Origin of the sequence: Streptomyces sp. NBC_01216 (assembly GCF_035994945.1) — a bacterium.
Classification (GTDB): domain Bacteria; phylum Actinomycetota; class Actinomycetes; order Streptomycetales; family Streptomycetaceae; genus Streptomyces.
This window is the reverse complement of sequence record NZ_CP108677.1, coordinates 86,550-105,759: the sequence shown is the minus strand read 5'-3', so window position 1 is coordinate 105,759 and position 19,210 is coordinate 86,550. Positions and strand designations below refer to the sequence as shown.

The 19,210-nt window shown below is 70.2% G+C and carries 2 protein-coding genes; both read left to right on the top strand.

All coding sequences use genetic code 11. The features are described 5' to 3' along the window. The first annotated feature begins 38 nt into the window (after positions 1 to 38). The gene (locus OG393_RS00415) at positions 39 to 15,545 is read left to right on the top strand and encodes a WXG100-like domain-containing protein (protein ID WP_327372468.1); all 15,507 of its coding nucleotides are present in this window, start codon (positions 39 to 41) and stop codon (positions 15,543 to 15,545) included. A 339-nt stretch (positions 15,546 to 15,884) separates the two neighbouring features. Next, positions 15,885 to 19,196 carry a hypothetical protein gene (locus OG393_RS00410; RefSeq protein ID WP_327372467.1) on the top strand — a complete coding sequence of 1,104 codons (3,312 nt, stop codon included), beginning with the start codon at positions 15,885 to 15,887 and terminating at the stop codon, positions 19,194 to 19,196. Positions 19,197 to 19,210: the final 14 nt, after the last annotated feature.

Here is a 19,210-nt window from a genome sequence, read left to right as displayed (position 1 = left end):
GGGGCACGAGCGACAGTTGAGGGTGAGCGGAGCTTTACATGCAGGAGATCGACTTTCCTGAGGACGTCAGGAAGATGCTCTGGATAATCATCGGCGAAATGCCGTTGCAGGCCAGGGAGAACCTTGCTTACTACAGCAAGGAGCTCTATCTGAACTTCGGCCGTGGTCTCCGCTCCCTCCGCAACGAGATTCAGAGCTCCATCGTCGATGCCGCCACCTCCCTGCCCGACGACGTCGGTGACGCCTACGTCCAGGGCCTGTCGCTGCTGGTGAACGACGGCGGTGTCAACCACCTCGACGGGATGATCGACCAGCTTGAGGAGATCGCCCAGGGCCAGGTGAACCACTCGATCAAGATCCAGGCGGCGAAGTGGGAGATCATCGCCGAGATCGTCATGCTCCTCATCGAGCTGGCCCTCCTGGCCGCGCTGGCCGCGATCACGGGCGGTACGTCCATCTCCCAGATGGCGCTGGCCAGGGCCCGCAGCAGGCTGGCCGTGTTCATGATCATCCAGCGCCTGGTGCAACTGGCGCCCTTCACCGCGGTGCTCACCGAGGCGTTCGAGGAAGCCCTGCAGAGCCTCGCGGTGCAACTCGCCCAGATCGCACTGAACCCGGGCGACCGCAAGCCCAACGGCATCGACTGGCGTGACGTCGGCAAGTCGGCCGCCGCCGGCGCGCTGACCGGCCTGTTCCAGTTGTTCTTCCATGGCGGCGGCAAGTTGTTGAAGAACTGGGTGAAGAAAATCGACAGCTTCGACAAGTTCGCCAAGAAGTACCCCAAGTGGACCAAGGGGCTGAACGGCGGCGCCGGACTGACCGGGAAGTTCACCTCCAGCGCGGTGAGCGAATCGGCCGCCGAGTACCTCGTCCAGGGCGCCTTCGAGGGCGAGTGGGACTTCACGTGGGAGACCCTCGTCGGGGCCGGCACCAGCTCGGTGTTCACCGTGATCGCCCATGGTGCAGTGGCCCAGGGCGGCCTCAAGGTGTACAAGTTCGCGACCACCCTCGGGCCCGACGACATCAACGACAGGTCCACGCTGTCCGATGACAGCGGCAGCAGTGGCAACGGCGGTGGGGAGACCTCCACCCCCCCGACCACGTCCGCCGCCCCGGTGCGGGTGCCCGTGCCGTCGCCGCTCCCGACGGTCACCACCGACATCCTGACGAACACCCCCTCCACGCCGATCACCGCGCCTGCGCCGGTGACCTCGACGGTGAACGTCCCGACCACGCCGCTGCCCACCCACACGTCCTTCCCGGTGTCGACGTCGTCGGACACCACGGACGCGTCGACGTCCTCGCACGCACCCCTGGGCACCGACCCGGCGGCGATCTCCTCCCCGGCCACCGCCAAGGGCTTCGGCAACTCCGGCTCCCGCGTCGGCTTCGACGACGTTACCGACTGGACCGTCGACGCCGTCGACGCCGTGGACGGCCTCGACGGAACAGACGACGGCCTGAACCCGGCGGCGTCCCCGGTGTTCACCTCCACCCAGGAGACCCACACTTCCCGCACGGGCACGGGCACGGGCACGGGCACGGGCACCGGAACCGGCACGGGCACCCCTGCCAACTTCTCTGCCACCGGACCGCGTACGGCACCCGGTAGTGCCGGACACACCGACGTCCGGACCGCCGACACCTCGGACGACCTGCTCGGTGAGGACACCGACGACAGCACGCCGCAGTCCTCCACCGGCCACCCGACCGACACGGACACGTCCCTGCCGCACGGCACCGGCACCGCGTCCGGGGCGCAGGGCGGAGACGAGCGTCGTACCCTCGTCCCCGAACAGGGCGCCTCACAGGAGCAGTCCGACGGCGCGGCGGCCGACGTGCTGCCCGCCGCGCCTCTCGCCACGTCCGGGGCGACACCTGGCGTGCACAACCCCCACCACCTCGCCGAGCCGAGCAAGGGCGTACAGGGCAGCGGGGTGCCCGAACAGCGCACCACCTCGGAGACCCGGGACGAGGGGCCCGGTCAGGGCACGGGCGACCGGGCGGATACCGACACACCGCCCGCAGCGACCGCACACCCCGTCCCGGCCGCGCCCGCTCCACTGACCGGTAACCCCGGCTTCGAAGCCGCACGTGCCGCCGCGTCCCCGATGACACGCACGCACACCTGGGTCGACCCGGTCTCCACCCCCGCCGACCCCGCACGATCGGGCGAGACGACGCAGTACGTCGTCCACTCGAAGTTCGACGCGCGCCGTTTCACCTTCGACGGCCGGTCGATCACCGACCTCACCATCCAGGTCGCGGCGCCGGACGGGATGCCCGCCCCTGTCTGGGACAAGGTACGTGCCGGAGTCGAAGCGCACTTCAACGCCGCGGGCTACCGCCTGCCCGACGGCGACCTCCTGCATGTGACCGTCGAGCTGGTGTCCGGGGACACGCACCCCCACGCGCTCAGCATCGGCCTGGTCGGCCGCGACCGGCAGATGACCCGCAGCGCCTGGTGGGAGGACGCCGACCCCATCGACTACGCCCATGAGATCGCCCACCAACTCGGCCTCAGGGACGAGTCGCGCGGCGGCGACCCGGCCGCGGCCACGCGGCCCGACATCCCGGGCAGCCTGCTGGGCGACTTCACCCAGCCCGCCCCGGACGGGCTCGCACAGGGGGGCCTGCGCGGCCGCCACCTCGCGCTGCTAGGCGCCCTGGTCGGCGACCTCACGACGGCGCCGGCAGAGCCCCGGCCGGCCGGACACCCCCCGCAGCAGCCGGTGACGACGACAAGCAGGCGCTGGGGCGCCGAACCGCACGCTCCCCGGTCGCCGCGGCCGACGGACACGACTAACGAGACCACCGTGGCCGACACTGTCGCCGACAGTGCGGCGGACACCGAGGCCACCTCGGCCCTGGCCCCGGCGGCGCCCCTGACCACCGTGTCCGGACCGATGAGCACGCCCCCTCAGCTGGCCACCGCCATGCAGCCCGCCGCCGGCGCGAGCGGACCAGAACTCACCGAGACAGCCGCCACCTCGTCCGACAGCCCATCCGGCAGCGCCAGGACGCGGACCGAGAGTGCTGCCGAAGGCGTTGAAGCGGTACAGCCCACTCCTGAGCCTGAAGCCGAGTCCGAGCCCGCTCCGCCCGCCCCCCTCACCACCCCGGCTCCCCGCACCGAGGCGACCTCGGCCGTTCCCGTCCAGACACCCCGCGAGCGGCACTGGACCCACTCCCCGCTCGACCGCAGCCGTCCGCCCAGGCTCGACCGCGCAGCCGCCGCCCCCGACGCCGGGCCTGCCGTATCCGACCACGCGCTGACCTCACCCGTATCGCAGGACACCCCTGCCGCTGAGGACCCCCTGCCCCCCGAGACGCACGACGGGCGCTGGGACGTGAGCCAGTCGCCCCGCGGCTGGTCCACACCCCTGTCCTCGTACGTCAGCGACTACGGTTCCCAGCACGACGGACACGTCGGCCTTGTCCATGTCGAGCCGCTGTCCGTGTCCGTCGTCGACGGTGTGCACCGGCAGATCCTCGCCGCGCTCGGCATCACCGGTACCGCCCCCGACAACCACCCGGTGCTGCTCCACCTCCGCGACACCCTCACGGACCATGAACTGGCCCGGCAGCTGCCCTACCTGCGAAGCAGTACCGGCGCGCGGTTCACCGTCCGGCACGAGGGCCGCGACCGCACGCTGGACGTACGGCTCGGCCTGCGCGAGCCGGTCCGCTCCGAGCGGTACGGTGACAGCGCCGAGGACCCCGAGAAGAGGGTGGAGCGGCGTGCCCAGGGCAGCCAGGAGTCCTCGCACACGGCAGGGTCCGGGACGGTCCGCACCATCCCGATGAACTGGTCGGGCCGCTACCCCATCGCCAAAGCCGGACCGGTGTCAGCGGTGGACGGTGCGCTCGCGCTCGCACTGACCCACAACGAGTACGCGTCTTTCACCACCGTGACCCACGTCGTGCAGACGATGACCGCTCAGCGGAGCAACGAGCTGTCCCAGCCGATCGAGTTCAGCACCGCGTGGCAGGTCAGGGTGGATCCGCCGGCCCAGCCCCCGGCAGTGGGATGGACCGACGCCCAGACACATGGCCCGGTCACCGTCTGGTTCCCCGAGCACCTCGCCGTCGAGTCCAGCGAAGAACTCGCCGTCCCCGCGGATCTCGACGACCTCCGGGTATGGGGCGTCGACTCGGTGCGGGAGCCGGCCCGTCTGCTGGCCGAGGTGCGCCGAGGCTTCGCCACAGACCTCGCCGACCTGTCGGACACCTCCGCTCTGGAACTCGAGACGTTCCTGTCGGAGCCGGTGCTGCGCGGCACCCTGCCCCTCCAGCGGGGCCGCGGACTGTACTCGCCGCTCCTGCTGGACAGCGACGGCAACGTCATCGGCATGCTGAAGGTGACCACCGAGGTGGCACCCGGCGCCCCGACTCACCGCTCCCTCGACGGCAAGATCAACTTGGAGGCGCATGTCGTCCATACGGTCAAGATCGACAGCTCGGCCCAGCTCACCAGTGGCGCAGCCCTCGACGGCAGTGTCGGCCCTTCGTTCACCGGCGACCGTGCCCAGGGGCACCCTGACGCCTCGTCGAAGGCCGCGGGGGGCTTCGCCGTCAAGGGCGGTGTGAAGGGGCGGACCAGCGCCATTCTGTCAGCGAGCGGTTCGGCCACGATGGCGCACGCTGTGCGCAGCAACCGCAGCCATCTGGTCACCCCGGTACGTGTGACCCACCGGGTCACGCTGATCAGGGCCCGCGGCGGCAGCACCGCGCTCACGTTCGGACCGTGGGACGACGGGATGCGTCTGCGTGTTCTCGCCGCAGAGCAGGCCAAGGGTACGGAACACCTTCCGGGACAGGGCGATCGCCAACTTCCCGAGGAGTTGGAGAACCTGCGGACTCTCGGCGCGTCCACCGCGCCCCTGGCCGTCGACGGCCCGGCGCAGATGTTCGAGGGAGCCGAGGCATGGCTGCGGGCCGAGGGCTTCCTCCCGCCGCTCGAAGCGAAGTTCGGGATCTTCGACGAGGCACGTGCCCAGGCACAGCTCGCCAACCTGCGGCGCTTCGAACAGGCCCGCTCCGAGATCGGCCTGAGCGCCGCGGCCGACGCCATGGTGGACGGTGGCCACCCGGAGTGGTTCGACCTGCCGGACCGCACCGGCGGAGTCCGCCGCGTCCAGCTGCGGCTGTCCGCGTTCCGCGACACCGCTCCCGGCCCTGCCACCGACTCCCGGCACCGCCGGACCCTGCCGGACGTTCAGGTCATGGGAATCTCGTCGTTCTCCGCCAGCGGCACCGAGGCCAACGGGTACGCCTACGGATGGCGGGGAGGTCTCGGCGGCGGTCCCAGCGGCCCGCTCGGCTCCGGTACACCGTGGACCCTCGGCGGCACCGGTGACTACTTGTACGCCGGTCAGACCGCCCACACCGCCGCGGTCGGATCCGGGGTCAACCAGGACCAGTTCTTCATCGGCAGCGGTCAGTCCACGGAGATCTTCGACGTGCCCGCCCAGTTCGCCCTGGACCTCTACGAAGGCCAGGGCACCGAACCCGCGGTGCGGTTCGCCGACCCCGCCTCGAACCCCGAGGCACACCCCACCCGACCCGCGGACATCGAGCGCCCCGCCGCCCCTGCGGGAACGCCCCTGGCGACCGTCGCCGGACACTTCACCCTTGCCGTCCCGCGGAACCGTACGGTCTCCGCCGGCTCCCCCCGGCAGGCGCCCGGCACTCACCACATCCGGCCCGCCGATGCCACCGACTACGCGCGCCTGGCTCTGACGGGCGCGGACGGCAACCCCGTCGACGGTGTCGTCCGGCTTCCCGACGACGCCATCATGGACGTCTTCGCCGGATCCGCCGCCCTTCTCGACGTGTTCGAACAGATCGTCACCAACACCTATCCCGGCCACCCCGAACAGGGCCTACTGGACACCGTCAAGCAGGCCGCCGCCTCGAAGGCCCCCGCTCTCGCCAAGGCCGTCGGCAAGGTGGCCGACACATTCGCCGGATCCGGCGCCACCGACCAGAGCACACCGTTCACCGAGACCCTGCGCAGCGCCCTCAGCCCCGCCAACCGGCTGGGCCGCGCCCACCAGATCTTCAAGGGCGGCTACGTCATCGAGGGACTGACACTGCCCGGCCTCGGCGCCGACCATGAATTCAGTGTGGAGCTCCAGGGATATCTGCACGACGCCGAGCACCTGCACAGCGGCAAGCAGTACCTGGAGACCGACGTCGGTGCGACCGACACCACTCGTCAGCAGGTCACCAGCAGCAGCGGCCACCAGGTCGCTGTCACCGCCACCTCGCTGCAACTGCCGCGCAAGACCCCCAGGGACGCGAAGAAGCCGGAGCCCACGGGTGCGTTCAACCCGTCAGGTCAGCACGCGTACAGCAGCCGCACGGACCGGACACACACCCAGGGCTCCAGCACCGGTGTGACCCGCACCCCGACGGAGAGCAGCACCCTGCACCGCGTCGGCAGCCGTTCCACCATCCTCATGACCGTCCGGCACGGCCGCCGCAACCTGGTCGGCAACGCACTCGGCCTGACCGGCGCCGAACCCGTCACCATCGCCGTCGACCTGCCCCCCGGTACCCAGTTCCTCATGGGCGACGCCCAGTTGGCCCGCGACGCCGCGTGGTTCACCGGCCTCGACGGACTGACCGTGCCGACCCGGCCCGAGGCGACCCTGCCCCTCCCGGACCGCTTCGCCCGAACCCGGGAACCAGGTCACGCCGGCATCCTGTCGGCCAGGCAGTTCAGCGACGACCAGACCGAGCAGCGCGACCGCCTGCGCACCGAACTGACCGCCCTCGTCGAACGCGAGGCACCTGGCTCCACCATCCCCGGCCACCCCTCGTTCCTGCCCGGCGTACAGTCGCGGATCGCGGACATGACCTCCCCGACCGCGCTGCGCGCCCTGCCCGGTCGCGGTCCCCGCGGAGTGCAAGGCTTCCACTTCCGGCACGTCACCAAGGGCGGTGCCCGGCTGGTCGAGGTCACACTGGGCGCCAAGCCCGTCCAGGACACGGCCGGGCTGCGTACCGTCCGGGGCCGCCCCGCGGGCAGCGGAAGCGGTTTCGAACAGGTCCACGTACACGCCCCCGCGAACACCTCCAGCGCCGTTTCCCACAACCGCCGGCACGTCAGTACCTTCACCCCGGCAGCCCGCTATCCGCGCCCGTCCGACGACACGCGAACCGACCGCACCAGCCCGGCCTTCAGCAACACCGTCAACCGCACGGGCACCGACAAGACCGCGACCTCCGGTGAAGACCGTTTCTGGCTGCGCACGGACAACGCCGCGGACTTCGAAGTCGACTACGAGTACACCGCCTCGGTCCGCTCCGAGCTCGTCACCGACTGGCCCTTCGACGTGCCCGGCGGCATCGTCGAGGCCGGTGTGCTGGCCTGGTACGACAAGGACATCACTTTCGTCACCTGGCTGGAACGGATGCTGCACGGCCGCCCCGCCGCCACGGCGACTGTGCCCGTCCGAGTCGCGCTTCGCTTCACCGGCGGCGAGGCGACAGCCCCCGCGACACCGGTGACCCCCACCGCTCCCGCGATTTCCGCCGTCCACCCCCTGAGGACCCCGCGCGCCGGCACCGACCAGCCACACATCGCCGACGGGCAGCGGATCGTGCCGACCGGGCCCACACCGGTCTTCCACTACAACGCGTACGCCGAACTCGCGCAGGCACTGACCACCGTCGCTCCCCGGCTCGCCGCCAAGTGGCGGGCGACGACGGCGTCCGAGTCCGCGGAGGCCATCAGCGTCCGCATCGGTGAACTCATCCAGGCGGGCAAGATCAGCTTTGACGCCCCCCGCGCCGCCGGAGTCACCCAGAACCTGCCCGGCGCCTACCCCGACGTGTTCGAGTCCGACGACCCGCCCGGCCTGCAGATCGAGCTGTTCAACCCGCGACGGATCACCGACGCCGGGGACGTCGCCCTGGACCGACTGCGGCTGCCGACGATCGCCGCGAACAACTCGCTCGTGGCCGGATCCGCACTCGCCACCCTCCTCCGGGTGGCCTATTCCGCCGATGACCGCAACCTCCTGGGCACTGGAGGTCCTTTCCTCGCCCAGCAGCCGGTCAGTCAAGGTGAGGGCTCCGGCATAGCGGCGACCCGACGAGAGTGGTTCAAGGGTGGTATCACCGCACTGCCCGAGAACGGCCGGGGCACCCGCAGCTACGAGACCATGGTCGACGCCGTCATCACCGTCAACGGTCCCGAGGGCACGCTGTACGTGACCGGAAGCACCGAGATGCGCCTGGGCGAAAGGGAGGTGCTCGGCTATGGCATCACCGACGCGCGCACCGACCCGCGGGTCTACGACCTGCGCTCCATGCTGGCCGGCATGCCCGAAGCCGATCTCCGGGACTGGACCACCCACCCCCTCGGCGAACTGCCCCGAGCGCTCGCGGACGGCCTCGACCCCAGTGACCCCGCCGCCCAGCTCTGGCTCGCCATCGGCCCCGACCCGGACGGGTCCCTGCTGGCCCGCGCCCTGTACGCCGCCTCGCGCACGGCCGCGCTCGCCGACCGACCTGTCGAACTGGTGCTGCGTACCGACGAAGGGTCGCGCCACTGGCGATTCACGCCGACCGGCGACCTGGACAGCACGGACGTCGGCACCCTCGATGCCTGGACCGGCCTGTCCGCCCAGATCACCGCCCACACCGATGCCATCCGTGCCCAGGACGAGGCACGGGACCGGGAGGCCGGCCTGCGCGGCCCACAGGCGCAGAGCCGCACCGAATTCGACGCTGCTCAAGAGGACCTCGCGAAAGCCGAGATCGAACAGCACACGGCCGCCGAGGTGTCCACCCGAACCGAGGCGGATGTCATTACGGCCCGTGCGGAGCGGGACACCGTGACATCGGAGCGTGACCGATGGCAGGCGGAGACCCAGCGGATCACCGCACTGCTGCTGGAGATCCCTCGCCGGATCAGCGAGGCGACCGCCGAGACCACCAGGGCGGCCGGCGTCGTGCGCGCAGCCAAGCTCGTGCTGACGCACATAGCCCGGCAGAAGGCGGGCACCGTCCCCGAGAACCGGGCACGCGAGGCGCGGGAGCGAGCGGCAAAGGCACATGCCCGCCTCGAAGCCGCGCGCGGTCGACTCGACGCGCTGCGCGCTGAGCAGGAGCGCCTGCGGGGCGAGGCCGGCGCCGCCCGGACCGCGGCCGAGGACGCCGCCGGTCGGCTTCCGGCACTGCAAAAGGCGCTTTCCGGCGCCGAGACCGCGGCAGTCGACGCGGCGACCGAGCTCATGAACGCCAACGACCGTCTCGGCCAGGCCGGCGAGGACCGCGATGCGCGGCTTACACACCTGCGCGCCCTCAACCGGTCCGTCGTGGAAGCACTCAAGCAGCAGTCCGAACAAGCCGCCGCGCAGTCTGCGGCGCACCAGCGACTGCCCGGCCTCGCCCACAACGTGAGTGATCTCCGGCGAGGAACCGGCGAGGGCCTGGTCAGTGTCCCGCTGTCGTCCCTGGCCTCCACACCGGCCAGCAGGCCGGGGCCGAAGAACACCCTGCGCCCGTCGCCGGTGGTCCCGCAGCCGCGGCAAGCCCCGGTCAAGTCGCAGGCGGCGGCTGCGCAGCAGCAGGAGGAGGAGGGCGGCGGCACGGGCGGTGCTGCCGGGGTGCTGCCTGTGGCGGGGACATCGGAAGCGAGTGTCTCGCGGCAGAAGGGGCGGGTAGGCAGCACGAGTGATGCCGTGACGGCGAAGCCTGCGCCGAGCGAGCCTGTGCCGGGGGCATCGGAAGCGACGCTTCCGCAGGAAGAAGAGAGTGGCAGCACATCCAGCTCAGAGGGACAGGCCAAGACAGCCGACGCTTCGACTGCCCCCGCGAACGCAACCGGCGGGCCGGCTCGCGGGCGACTCCTGCGTACCGCGGCCAATGGTGAGTGCCTGCTCTACTCCGTGATCGGGAGCGTTCCGCGGTTGGTGAGGGATGCACTGCCCGGTCTGGCCACTGCTCATCCCGATGTCCACCGGTGGCTCTCCGGCACGGACGGCGTCCGCACTGTGCTGGCCCACCGGGCGACGGTGTTCTCCCACACCGAGGAGATGCCTTCGCATGTGAGCGCGGAGAGCGCCGCTGCCGCGCTGCGTGGGTTCATCGCAGACTATCTGGACCAAGCGATCGCCACCGAGACGCTTCCCTACGAAGTCATCGGTCAGCTGCGTCGTTCCACCGTCGGGGAGTTCGGGCAGCAGCTACAGGATCCACGTACGACGCGTGCCGATCTGCTGAACATGGCGGAGTGGCATGGCCTCGGTGCACCGGAAGCCCTCGCCGGTCTGACGGACGCAGAGCTGCGTGCGCAGGTGCTTGCCGCGTACCCGGCAAGCACCGCAAGGCCGACTTCCGAGGAGCTGGCACCATTGCTGGCGGCCGTGGAGAACTGGAGCACCAACTGGGCGACACCGTACGGTGAGACATTCCTGGCATTGACGGCCCACGCCCTCGGTGTCGCCTTCGACGTCGCCCGGTCTTTCGCCGACCGGCCGGCCATCGTGGTCTCCCAGCACGGGCCCCAAGCTGCCGGTACACCGCATGTCGAGGTCTATTACAGCCCCACCAGCAGCCACTACAGCGCCTCCGATGCAGAGAAGGACGCTTCCGGATCCGGTGCGGTGCTTGGTGCGCCGTCGGGTCGGTTCACTCCTGGTGTGATGGCGGCGTTCTATCGGGAGTATGCGGACTTCCTGTTCGGGTTGGGTTCGGGTGTGTGGGACTTCGACAGTGTGTTCTATGCGTTTGTGGATGAGCAGGAGGTGGTCTCGCGGAGGTTGGCGAGTGATGACCGGTTGCGTCCGCAGATGGTGCGGTTCCATGAAGAGTTGATGGGGTTGCGTGCGGAGCGGGCGGCGATGGCGACGCGGATCGTTCATGAGCCGGGTGAGTCGATGTTGTTGTATCGGAAGATGTCGACGGTGGAGGCGCGTCAGTTCTTGACGGCGCGGGATGTGAAGTCGGCGTTCCGGTCGGCGATGGCTTATAACCAGAGTGCGGAGTACCGGAAGTTCTTCACGTCGTCGTTGTCGCATACGAGTGTGTTCAGTAACGCGAATGCTGCCTCGGACGAGGAGGTGGTGGTCGAGTTCGCCCTGTCGTGGAAGGACTACTGGAGGTTCGTTTCGAAGTACGGTGTGCCGAATCAGGTGTCGGGTGCGTATCAGATCCGTGATTCGGCGTTGGTGCATCAGGAGCGGCTGCGTGTGGGGGTGGCGGCGAACTTTCATGTGCAGGAGGATGTCGAGGATGTCGTCGAGGAGGAGACGCATCACAATATCGGTATCGGTCACGGTAATGCGTCGGCGTTTGCTCGGTTGGTGACTGGACTGCGTGTGGTGTCGGCTGGTGAGGTGAGGGCTGCGGTGGGGGCGGCAGCGGATGCTGTGCGGGAGGATTTGCGGTGGATGGCGTCGCAGTTGATCGACGGCAAGTTGGCTGCGGCGCGTAGTCGTGTGTATGGGGTGCCGTTCGGTCTCGAGGTGTTCGAGGGCCGTGGTGGTGCCGGTGTGGTGTCTGATGCGTGGGTGGTGGTGCCGGAGGCGGTGGAGCCGGTGAACGGCGATGCGTTGGTGTCCGGGTTGTCGGCGCTTTCGGCGTCGGAGTTGTGGGACGCGGTGGCGTTGTCGCCGGTGGGTGTGCGGCGGTGGTTGGCGGGTCGGTCGGGGTTTGTGGCGGGTGTCCGGTCGCGGTTGTCGGTGGGGGAGTTCGCGCAGTTCGGTGCGCGGTTGTTGGTGGTGGTGCCGAGTGAGTCGGTGCGGCCGGTGTCGGCGCGGTGGGAGGCTTATGCGCAGGTGGCGCGGTTGCTGCGGGATCCGGGTGTGGTGACGCGGCTGCTGGCGGCGGGTGCGTCGGTGGTGGTGTTGCCGCAGGATGTGCCGTTGGGTTCGGTGAGTTCGTTCGCCGGTGTGCATGGGGTGAACGGTCGGGGGTTGGATGAGTTGCGGGGTGCGCAGACCGGGTTGGTCGCGGCGGTCCCGGAGGAGAACCTGCTGGGTGAACGCACTTCGGTGGGTGTGGTGCCGAATCAGCCGGAGGGCTACTCCTCGGCGACGCATGAGATGGCGCACCTGATTCACACCGTCGGGTTGACGGATGTGGAGCGGGAGTTGATCGGCCGGGTCTTCGACGCGAAGAGGGCGGGCGGTCACGATGTTGCCTGGCCGGACGGTGTGCGGCGCGATCTCTGGGGTATGGATGCCGACAACTATTCGTCGATGGATGCGTTTGAGTTCTTCGCGCAGCTGAGTAACGCGTTTCTGGGCACGAACCACGGCAGTGATTCGGTGACGGGTCGGGCGCGGAACAATGGTGCCGCGTGGGTGCGGGCGAGTGAGCCGGAACTGGTGCCGTTGCTGGAGCGGCTGTATGGGGCGGACCCGGCGGCCGTGCACGCGGCGGTGGCGAACCCGGTCGCGGCGACGTCCGTGGACAACGCGAAGTACGACGCGTTCACCGACTTCATGACCAGCATCGGCGAAGTCGACGAACCCCCGACCGACCCCACCCCCGGCTCATCCACCACGGAGGTCTCCTCTTCGGATAGTGGCCAGGAGCCACCTGTGTCGGATGGCACACCTGTGTCTGTGCATGGTGCGCCTCCGGCGGTGCAAGTGACGTCTTGGGTGATGGAGGACTATTACCGGGCGTATGCGGAGTTCTTCGAGACGGATGATTCCGCGACTGATTTCACCAGCGGCTATTACGTGTTTGCCTATGGTCAGGGTGTGCTGGTGCCGGATCTGGCGCTGAGACAGCGGATGATCCAGCAGATGGCCGGCTTCCATGATGAGTTGGTGAGAATTCACGCGGAGCAGGCAGCGTCCGCGAAGCCGATCTACCGTCGGTCGGGTGAGCCGATGCGGTTGTATCGGAAGATGTCGGTTCTCGAGGCGCAGGAGTTCGAGGGAAGGGCTGCGGCTGCTGGTTTGAGGGCGGCGATGGCCTATAACCAGAGTGGGCAGTACCGGAAGTTCTTCACGACGTCGTTGTCGCATACGAGTGTGTTCAGTAACGCGAATGCCGCCTCGGATGACGAGGTGGTGGTCGAGTTCACCCTGTCCTGGAGAGGCTACTGGGACTTCGTCAACGGATATGGTGTGCCCAACCAGCAGCCGGGTGCCTATCAGCTCCCTGCGTCCGCGCTGGTGCATCAGGAGCGTCTGCGTACCGGTGCGGCGGCGAATTTCCGATCGCCGTCGGATGTGGACGACGTCATCGAGGGGAAGACGCATCACAACATCGGCATCGGGCACGGTAACGCCCGTGACTTCGGCAAGTTGCTCACGGATGTACGCCTGGTGGATCCCGACGAGGTGAGCCAGGCGGTCTGGGACGCGGAGGCGGCTGCCGCTGAGGTGCGTGTTCCGTGGATCGAGGCGGAGATCGGCCGGCGTGTGGAGCGGATGCGGCGACGCGAACAAGCCGCCCTGCACGGCGCGCCGCCCGGCAGCGCCGCGCCTTCTCCTGCCACGATCACCGATGCCGGGGCCACCGGTACGCTGATCATGCCGCAGGCGCTGGACCGGCGGGAGCTGGCGAAGAAGGCGATCACCCGTCCGCTCCCGGAGACCCGGCACCGTCAGCCGCTGACCGTGCACGCCTCGCAGCACGCCAAGGGGTCCGACCAGGGGGACCGGCATATGGTTCCGGATGCACAGGACGTGGAGTCGTTGCACGCCATGCGCACCCCGGGCGACCCCCGGCACCGTACGGGCTGGGAGGATCTGACGCCCAGTCAGTCGTGGGCGCTGCTCGCTGCCGAACAGCGTGGCGAGCTGTTCCACGAGCGCGACCGAGAGGCGTTCCTTCAGCGCGTCACCCAGTTCAACTCCGTGTTTCACACCAGGTATCCGGTGGACGACGCGGAGCGAATGGCGGACATCCTCCAGACTGCGCACGATCATGTGAGCCGGCTGCCGATCGCCTCGAACTTCGACCTCGCGAGCCGTCCCGCGGGTGCGGCCCCGTGCCCCGACGGCACCGTCCCCACCCGGGCGGAAGCCCTCACCTCCGACACAGGCTTCCGCAACTTCTGGGAAAGCGGCACCACCGGAGGGACAGCCAGCCGTGCCGGCCGCGGCTGGGTCGAGGAACTCCAGGGCTACGCGGCCGCTCTGCGCCGTGTCGACGGCACACCGCAGGACGGTCCAGGCGGTGGCGAATTCGATCCGCCGAGCCCGAACGAACTCCCCAAGTACGCGGCTCTGGTGTCCGCGGCGCAGAAGGGAGGCACCTACTCCTACGGCAGTGCCGTCGTCCGCTGGAAGGAGTCGGTGCGCACCAGGGTCACCCACACTCCGGGTGACAGCGCCGACACGGGGGAGCGGGGTGTGCTCTCGTACACCGACAATGCCCATGTCTACCCCCTGCTCGCGCACGGCGAGGAGCGGCGGGTGAGGCTGGCGCTGGCCGAGGCCACCCGCTTCCGCTACGACCCCGAGATGAACCGTGACGTGGCGCAACTCGGCTACGCGGCTGTGGGACGGTACTTCGAGAGCCAGATTCACGGCGAGCTGTCCTGGACCGACGTCGACCGGATCGTGCTCAACTGGGGTGACCTGTTCGGGTCCGCCCAGCGGTTCACCACCCGCGCTGAAGCCGAGAGCATGACGGTCTTCCTACGCGACTTCGCTGGCGGCCAGAGCCTTGGCTTCAGTGTCGAGCTGGGCAGGGAGGTCGGGAGTCCGGGCGGTGCCGAACGCGCGGCGGATCAGCGGATAACCCGGCTGTACGGCCCGGAGGACGGTGTCGGGGACGAGGAGCGCGAGCTGAGCGCCGCGTTGGACCGGCTCGCGTCTCCCGCCCCGTTCATCGTTCGCGCCGACGATCAGGCGCTGATCAAGCTGGCCAGGTCGGCCGGGATCGTCGCGGAGGACCTGGAGCAGGCTCTGTCCCTTCTGTGGCATGCCGCCGAGCGCGCCCGCGATCTGCTGCCCCCCGGAACGGAACTGACCCTGAATCATTTCGCTGCGCAGACGGACCGGACTCCTGACACCGCTGAAGACGTGCCGGCCCCGCAGGAGCCATCGGTCCGGGAGGGCGCTGACGACCTGGCGCAGGCATCCGGAGAGGGACAGTCCTTCCCCGAGGCCCTGGTGTCGGCACTTGGGGAGACCGGTTCGCCGCTGCGCACCGACCGCGGCCGAATGGTTCCCGTGGCCGACCTGGCAGGGTTGGGGGTGACCCTGACCGGAGGCCGGACCGCTCAGGCGGTACTGCTGGGAGGCTCGTTGACAGTGGAGGAGCTCGGACTGACCCAGGAGCAGCATCTGCGCTGGCTGCTGAGTCAGGCAGCAGCCGTCGACGTCCTCGCGGCTGACGGTACAGCGGGCGGCCTGGGTGCGAAGGGAGTCGGCGAGGAGGCGGGCGACGACGGTGGGAGCTGGGCGCGAGAGATCGCGGCAGCCGCGGCGGTCCTCGACGTCGAGATAGTCGTCGTCACCACGGACGGACGCTCGCACACCTTCGGTAGCGGTCAGCACGGCACGGTGCGCCTGCTTTTCGATGGCACGCGGTATTGCGTCCTTGAGGATCCTTCGTGACAACTTGTCCAGGCGGCCACGTATGATCCGGGGCAGGCAGGTTCCTCATGCGACAGGCAAGTACCGTGAAAATCCGTCACGTTTGTACGTGCTGTCCGGCGGCGGTTCGGTTCGCCCGTCGATCAGGGGAGTTGCCGGGTGGGGCGGCCTCGCGCAGAAGACCGCCGCCGCGGAGTTCCCTTGAGCCGCTTCGTCGGGCGCCTGTGAGGCGTTCATGGATCCGAGTTCCACGTAACCGATCAGTCATGTCACCGGGGATTCACCTTCTATGTATGTGGTGTATGCAATAGTGCCGGACCCTGATTCTCCGGTCCCGGCCTTCGAGGGAGGGCACCGCTGATGCGCTGGGGCCGCCGCCAGTCCGAGGCGCGTCCGTCCGGCACCGACCGGACGCGCCAGGACGAATCCGCTCAGCCTGGATTTCTCGTCGAGGAGTACGATCGCCTCCTGCTGCTGAGGCGGTTCTCCGACGAACTGCTGGTTCCTGCTGACATCGCTGATCTCACGCGGATTCTGGAGTCGGACGACGACGGAACGATGACCGTTGTCGCGGGTGCCGACGAAACCTCCGCTCCCGCTCTGTGGCGGAGACTGGCCGCCCTCCTCGACGCCCTGCGCGGTGACGGTGTCGGCACCGTCCGGCTCGCCATGTCCGGCGCGGGTGACGAGCGTCCCGGGCTGCCTTCCGTCGCCCGGCGGATAGCCGACGCCTGGGGGTTCGATGTCATAGCCCCCGACGGCACGGTCCTCGGCGTGCCCGGCGGTGGACTCTTCGTCCACGAGCTGCCGCCCGGCTCCGAATCGGTCGACCGGGAACGCGGCTGGTGGCTCTTCTCGCCCGGCGCCCCGGCGGTCCCCCTAGGACCCCGCCAACCCGCCCCGGACTGGCAGCCCGCCCCCGGCAGCCTGCCGTCCCGTACCCGCAACGGGTGCGTCGTCCAGCACATACCGGCCGGGGTGCTCATCCGGCCCGATCGTGCCCGGGCTCCGCGCCCAGGCGATCTGTGCTTCGCCGTCCCCGTCGACCGGTGCGGACTCCTTGTCGTCGTCGGTGTACCGGAAGGGGAGGACGTCGTCACCGACGATGTGGCGGATGTCGTGACGGCACTGTCCGAGACCGCCCGCGCCGCCCTGCGGCTCGCCCCGGGAGGCCGGCGGGACGTGCTGCGCGTCGGCCAGGGCGTTGCCGAACTGACCGACGCCGAGGTCGTCGTCTACAGCGGGCTGCCGCTGCTCGCCGAGTCCGGTCGGCACCGCGACACCGTGCGCTCGATGGCCGTGGGCACCGACGGGACGCCGAGCTGGCAGCCTTTCGTCGACTCCGTGGTCTGCGCCCCTGGCACTTCCTCGCCCCGGTTGCTGCGTTGGACCCCGCCGCTGCCCGGCCCGGGCAACGCCGAGCGCGGCTTGGTGCGCCTGTCCGACCGGTGGCAGGTCACCGCGACACGGGCGGGACTGTGGATCAGCGGGACGGACACCGAGCCGGGCGCGCTCCTGGCCCGCCCGGTCGACGCCCGCGGCCCGGAAATCGAGGTGGGCCGTCCCGGTGAAGTACTGGACCGGTCGCTGTCCCCGGTGCTGGAGAGACTGCTCGCCGGGCTGCCGCCGGGTATGTCCTCCCGGGCTCGCGTGCATGTGCACGGTACCGCCGTCGACGGCGGCCAGGAGCTGCGCCGGCTGGCCGCCGAGTACCAGGTCAGGAGCCTGCGTTTCGCGGCGTTCGCCAGGACGCCGTCAACCGAAGCTCCTCGGGCGCAGGCGGCGAACGAGCCCGCGGGTCACCTCGCGACGTCCCAGGGGGAGCGGCGCGAGCAGTTGGTGAGCGGCGGCCCCGGTGCGGCCGCGAACGCTCCGGCGGTGAATGCTCCGCCGCTGACCGTCCCCCTCCCGAGATCCCCGATGCCTGCCGCCGGACCAGTGCCGCGTGCCGGCATCCGGCCCGATGCGGTGGCCGGTCCGGGGGGCGTCGGTGCTCCCGCACCGGCCGGCGTCGGCAGCTCCCATGAGCCGGCCGCACCTGTGCCGGCATCCGGTTCCGCCATCCGCCCGCCTTCCGGCGCGGACGGCGTTCCGGTCCGTGCCGCCGGGCCACAGCTGCCGCCCACCCCGCCGCGCTTCGTGCCGACGCTGACGGCCACACCCACGCGGCCCACCGGGGCGACGGCCGGTGTACCCGATTCGACGAGCGAGCTCGGTGCGCCCACCCGGCCGGACAGGAACCAGCCGCTCCGTACCTCGGGCCTGCCCGCGGCGCCTGCCGCACCCGCTGCCACCGTGCCCCCGGAGCCGAACTCCGCGCCAGCGGCGGCCGGTGCGGCGGCCGGTCACGTCGCGCGCACAGGCGGGTCGGCAGGAGCGACCGGTATCCAGCGGACCCGTCCCCAGGCTCGCACGGTTCCCTCACCGCAGGCCACCGACCCGGAGCGCGAACGGCACCAGGAACACGAAGCGCACCCGGAAGAGCCTGCGCTGCGACAACCGGCGCTGCCGGAACCGGACACCGCCCGGAACACGCCCGAACGCGGGTCGGCGCCGGATGGCGCCACCAGCGGCGCGGCCACCGCTGTGACCGCCTCCACCTCCTCGTCCGCCTCGTCGTCCCCGCCTGCGATCGCGCCTACGGGCCCGACGAGCCCCGGTGCCGAGGCGAACACGATCCCTGCGGTGCGCGGCGGCGGTCAGGACCCCGGAGAGCTGTCCCTGCCGGGTCCCCCGGTCCGGCCGAGCCTCACCAGTGCCGCTCTCGGACACGCCGAGGAGCCACACCGCCCCGAAGCGCCGAACGGGACGCCCGCACGCGCATTCGGGGCGCCGACAACTCTGTCGGTCCCGGGCACCGCCCCGGCGCCGCGGCCCGCACTCGCCGCGCACCCGCTGCCCGCTGTTCCCTTCCAGCCCGGACACCAGAGCACACCGGCCGAGCGTGCCGCGTTCCGGGTCCTCGCGGACGCGGTGTGGGACCGCCAGGCGGCAGTCGTCACCCGTACGTTCACCAGGATGCCCGCGCTGCGCGGACACGAGCAGGAGGCCGCGCGCGCCGACCTGATCGCACTGCTCCTCTACCTGCGCACATCGGATGGCCAGCAACTCGGCCACGAGGAACTCGACCGGTGCCTGCGCACTGGCGACCCGCGGTTGCTGCCCTACGCGGCCTGCGTCGCCTCGGCCCTGCGGCGTCTGCCGTCCTTCCGGGGTCTCGCGCTGCGCGGGGCCGGTGAGCACGGCAGCGAGACACCGGCGCCCGGCGCCGTCCTACGGGATCCCGCCCCCGTGAGCGCCCTGCCGAGCGATAGTTCCGGCGCGTACCCGGCGAGCACCCGGTACGCCATCTGGTCGGTGACGGGACGCCGGGTGCGGCAGCTGCTCGGCGCCACGGGCCCCCAGGCCCAGGCAGACGAGGTCGTCTTCGCGCCCGGCACCGTTTTCAGGGTGCTCGATATGCGCGGCGAGGACCCGTCGCCGCTCATCCTCCTGCGGGAAGTACCGGTTGCCCCGGGCGCTGTTCTCCTCAGCCGGACGCAACTGGACAACCAGGACCGCTCCGTACTCGCTCGCTTCGATGAGGCCCTGGCCCAACGCCCTTCCGGGGCGAGGACGTTCGACTGGCCCGGCCGTTGTGCCGGACCTGTGGGCGGCCCACTCGACCACTGACTCCATGGAATGGA

What these genes read in the sequence shown, in the direction of transcription:
- OG393_RS00415 (WP_327372468.1), top strand. Translation starts at nt 39, where the DNA reads ATGCAGGAGATCGACTTTCCTGAGGACGTCAGGAAGATGCTCTGGATA.
- OG393_RS00410 (WP_327372467.1), top strand. Translation starts at nt 15,885, where the DNA reads ATGCGCTGGGGCCGCCGCCAGTCCGAGGCGCGTCCGTCCGGCACCGAC.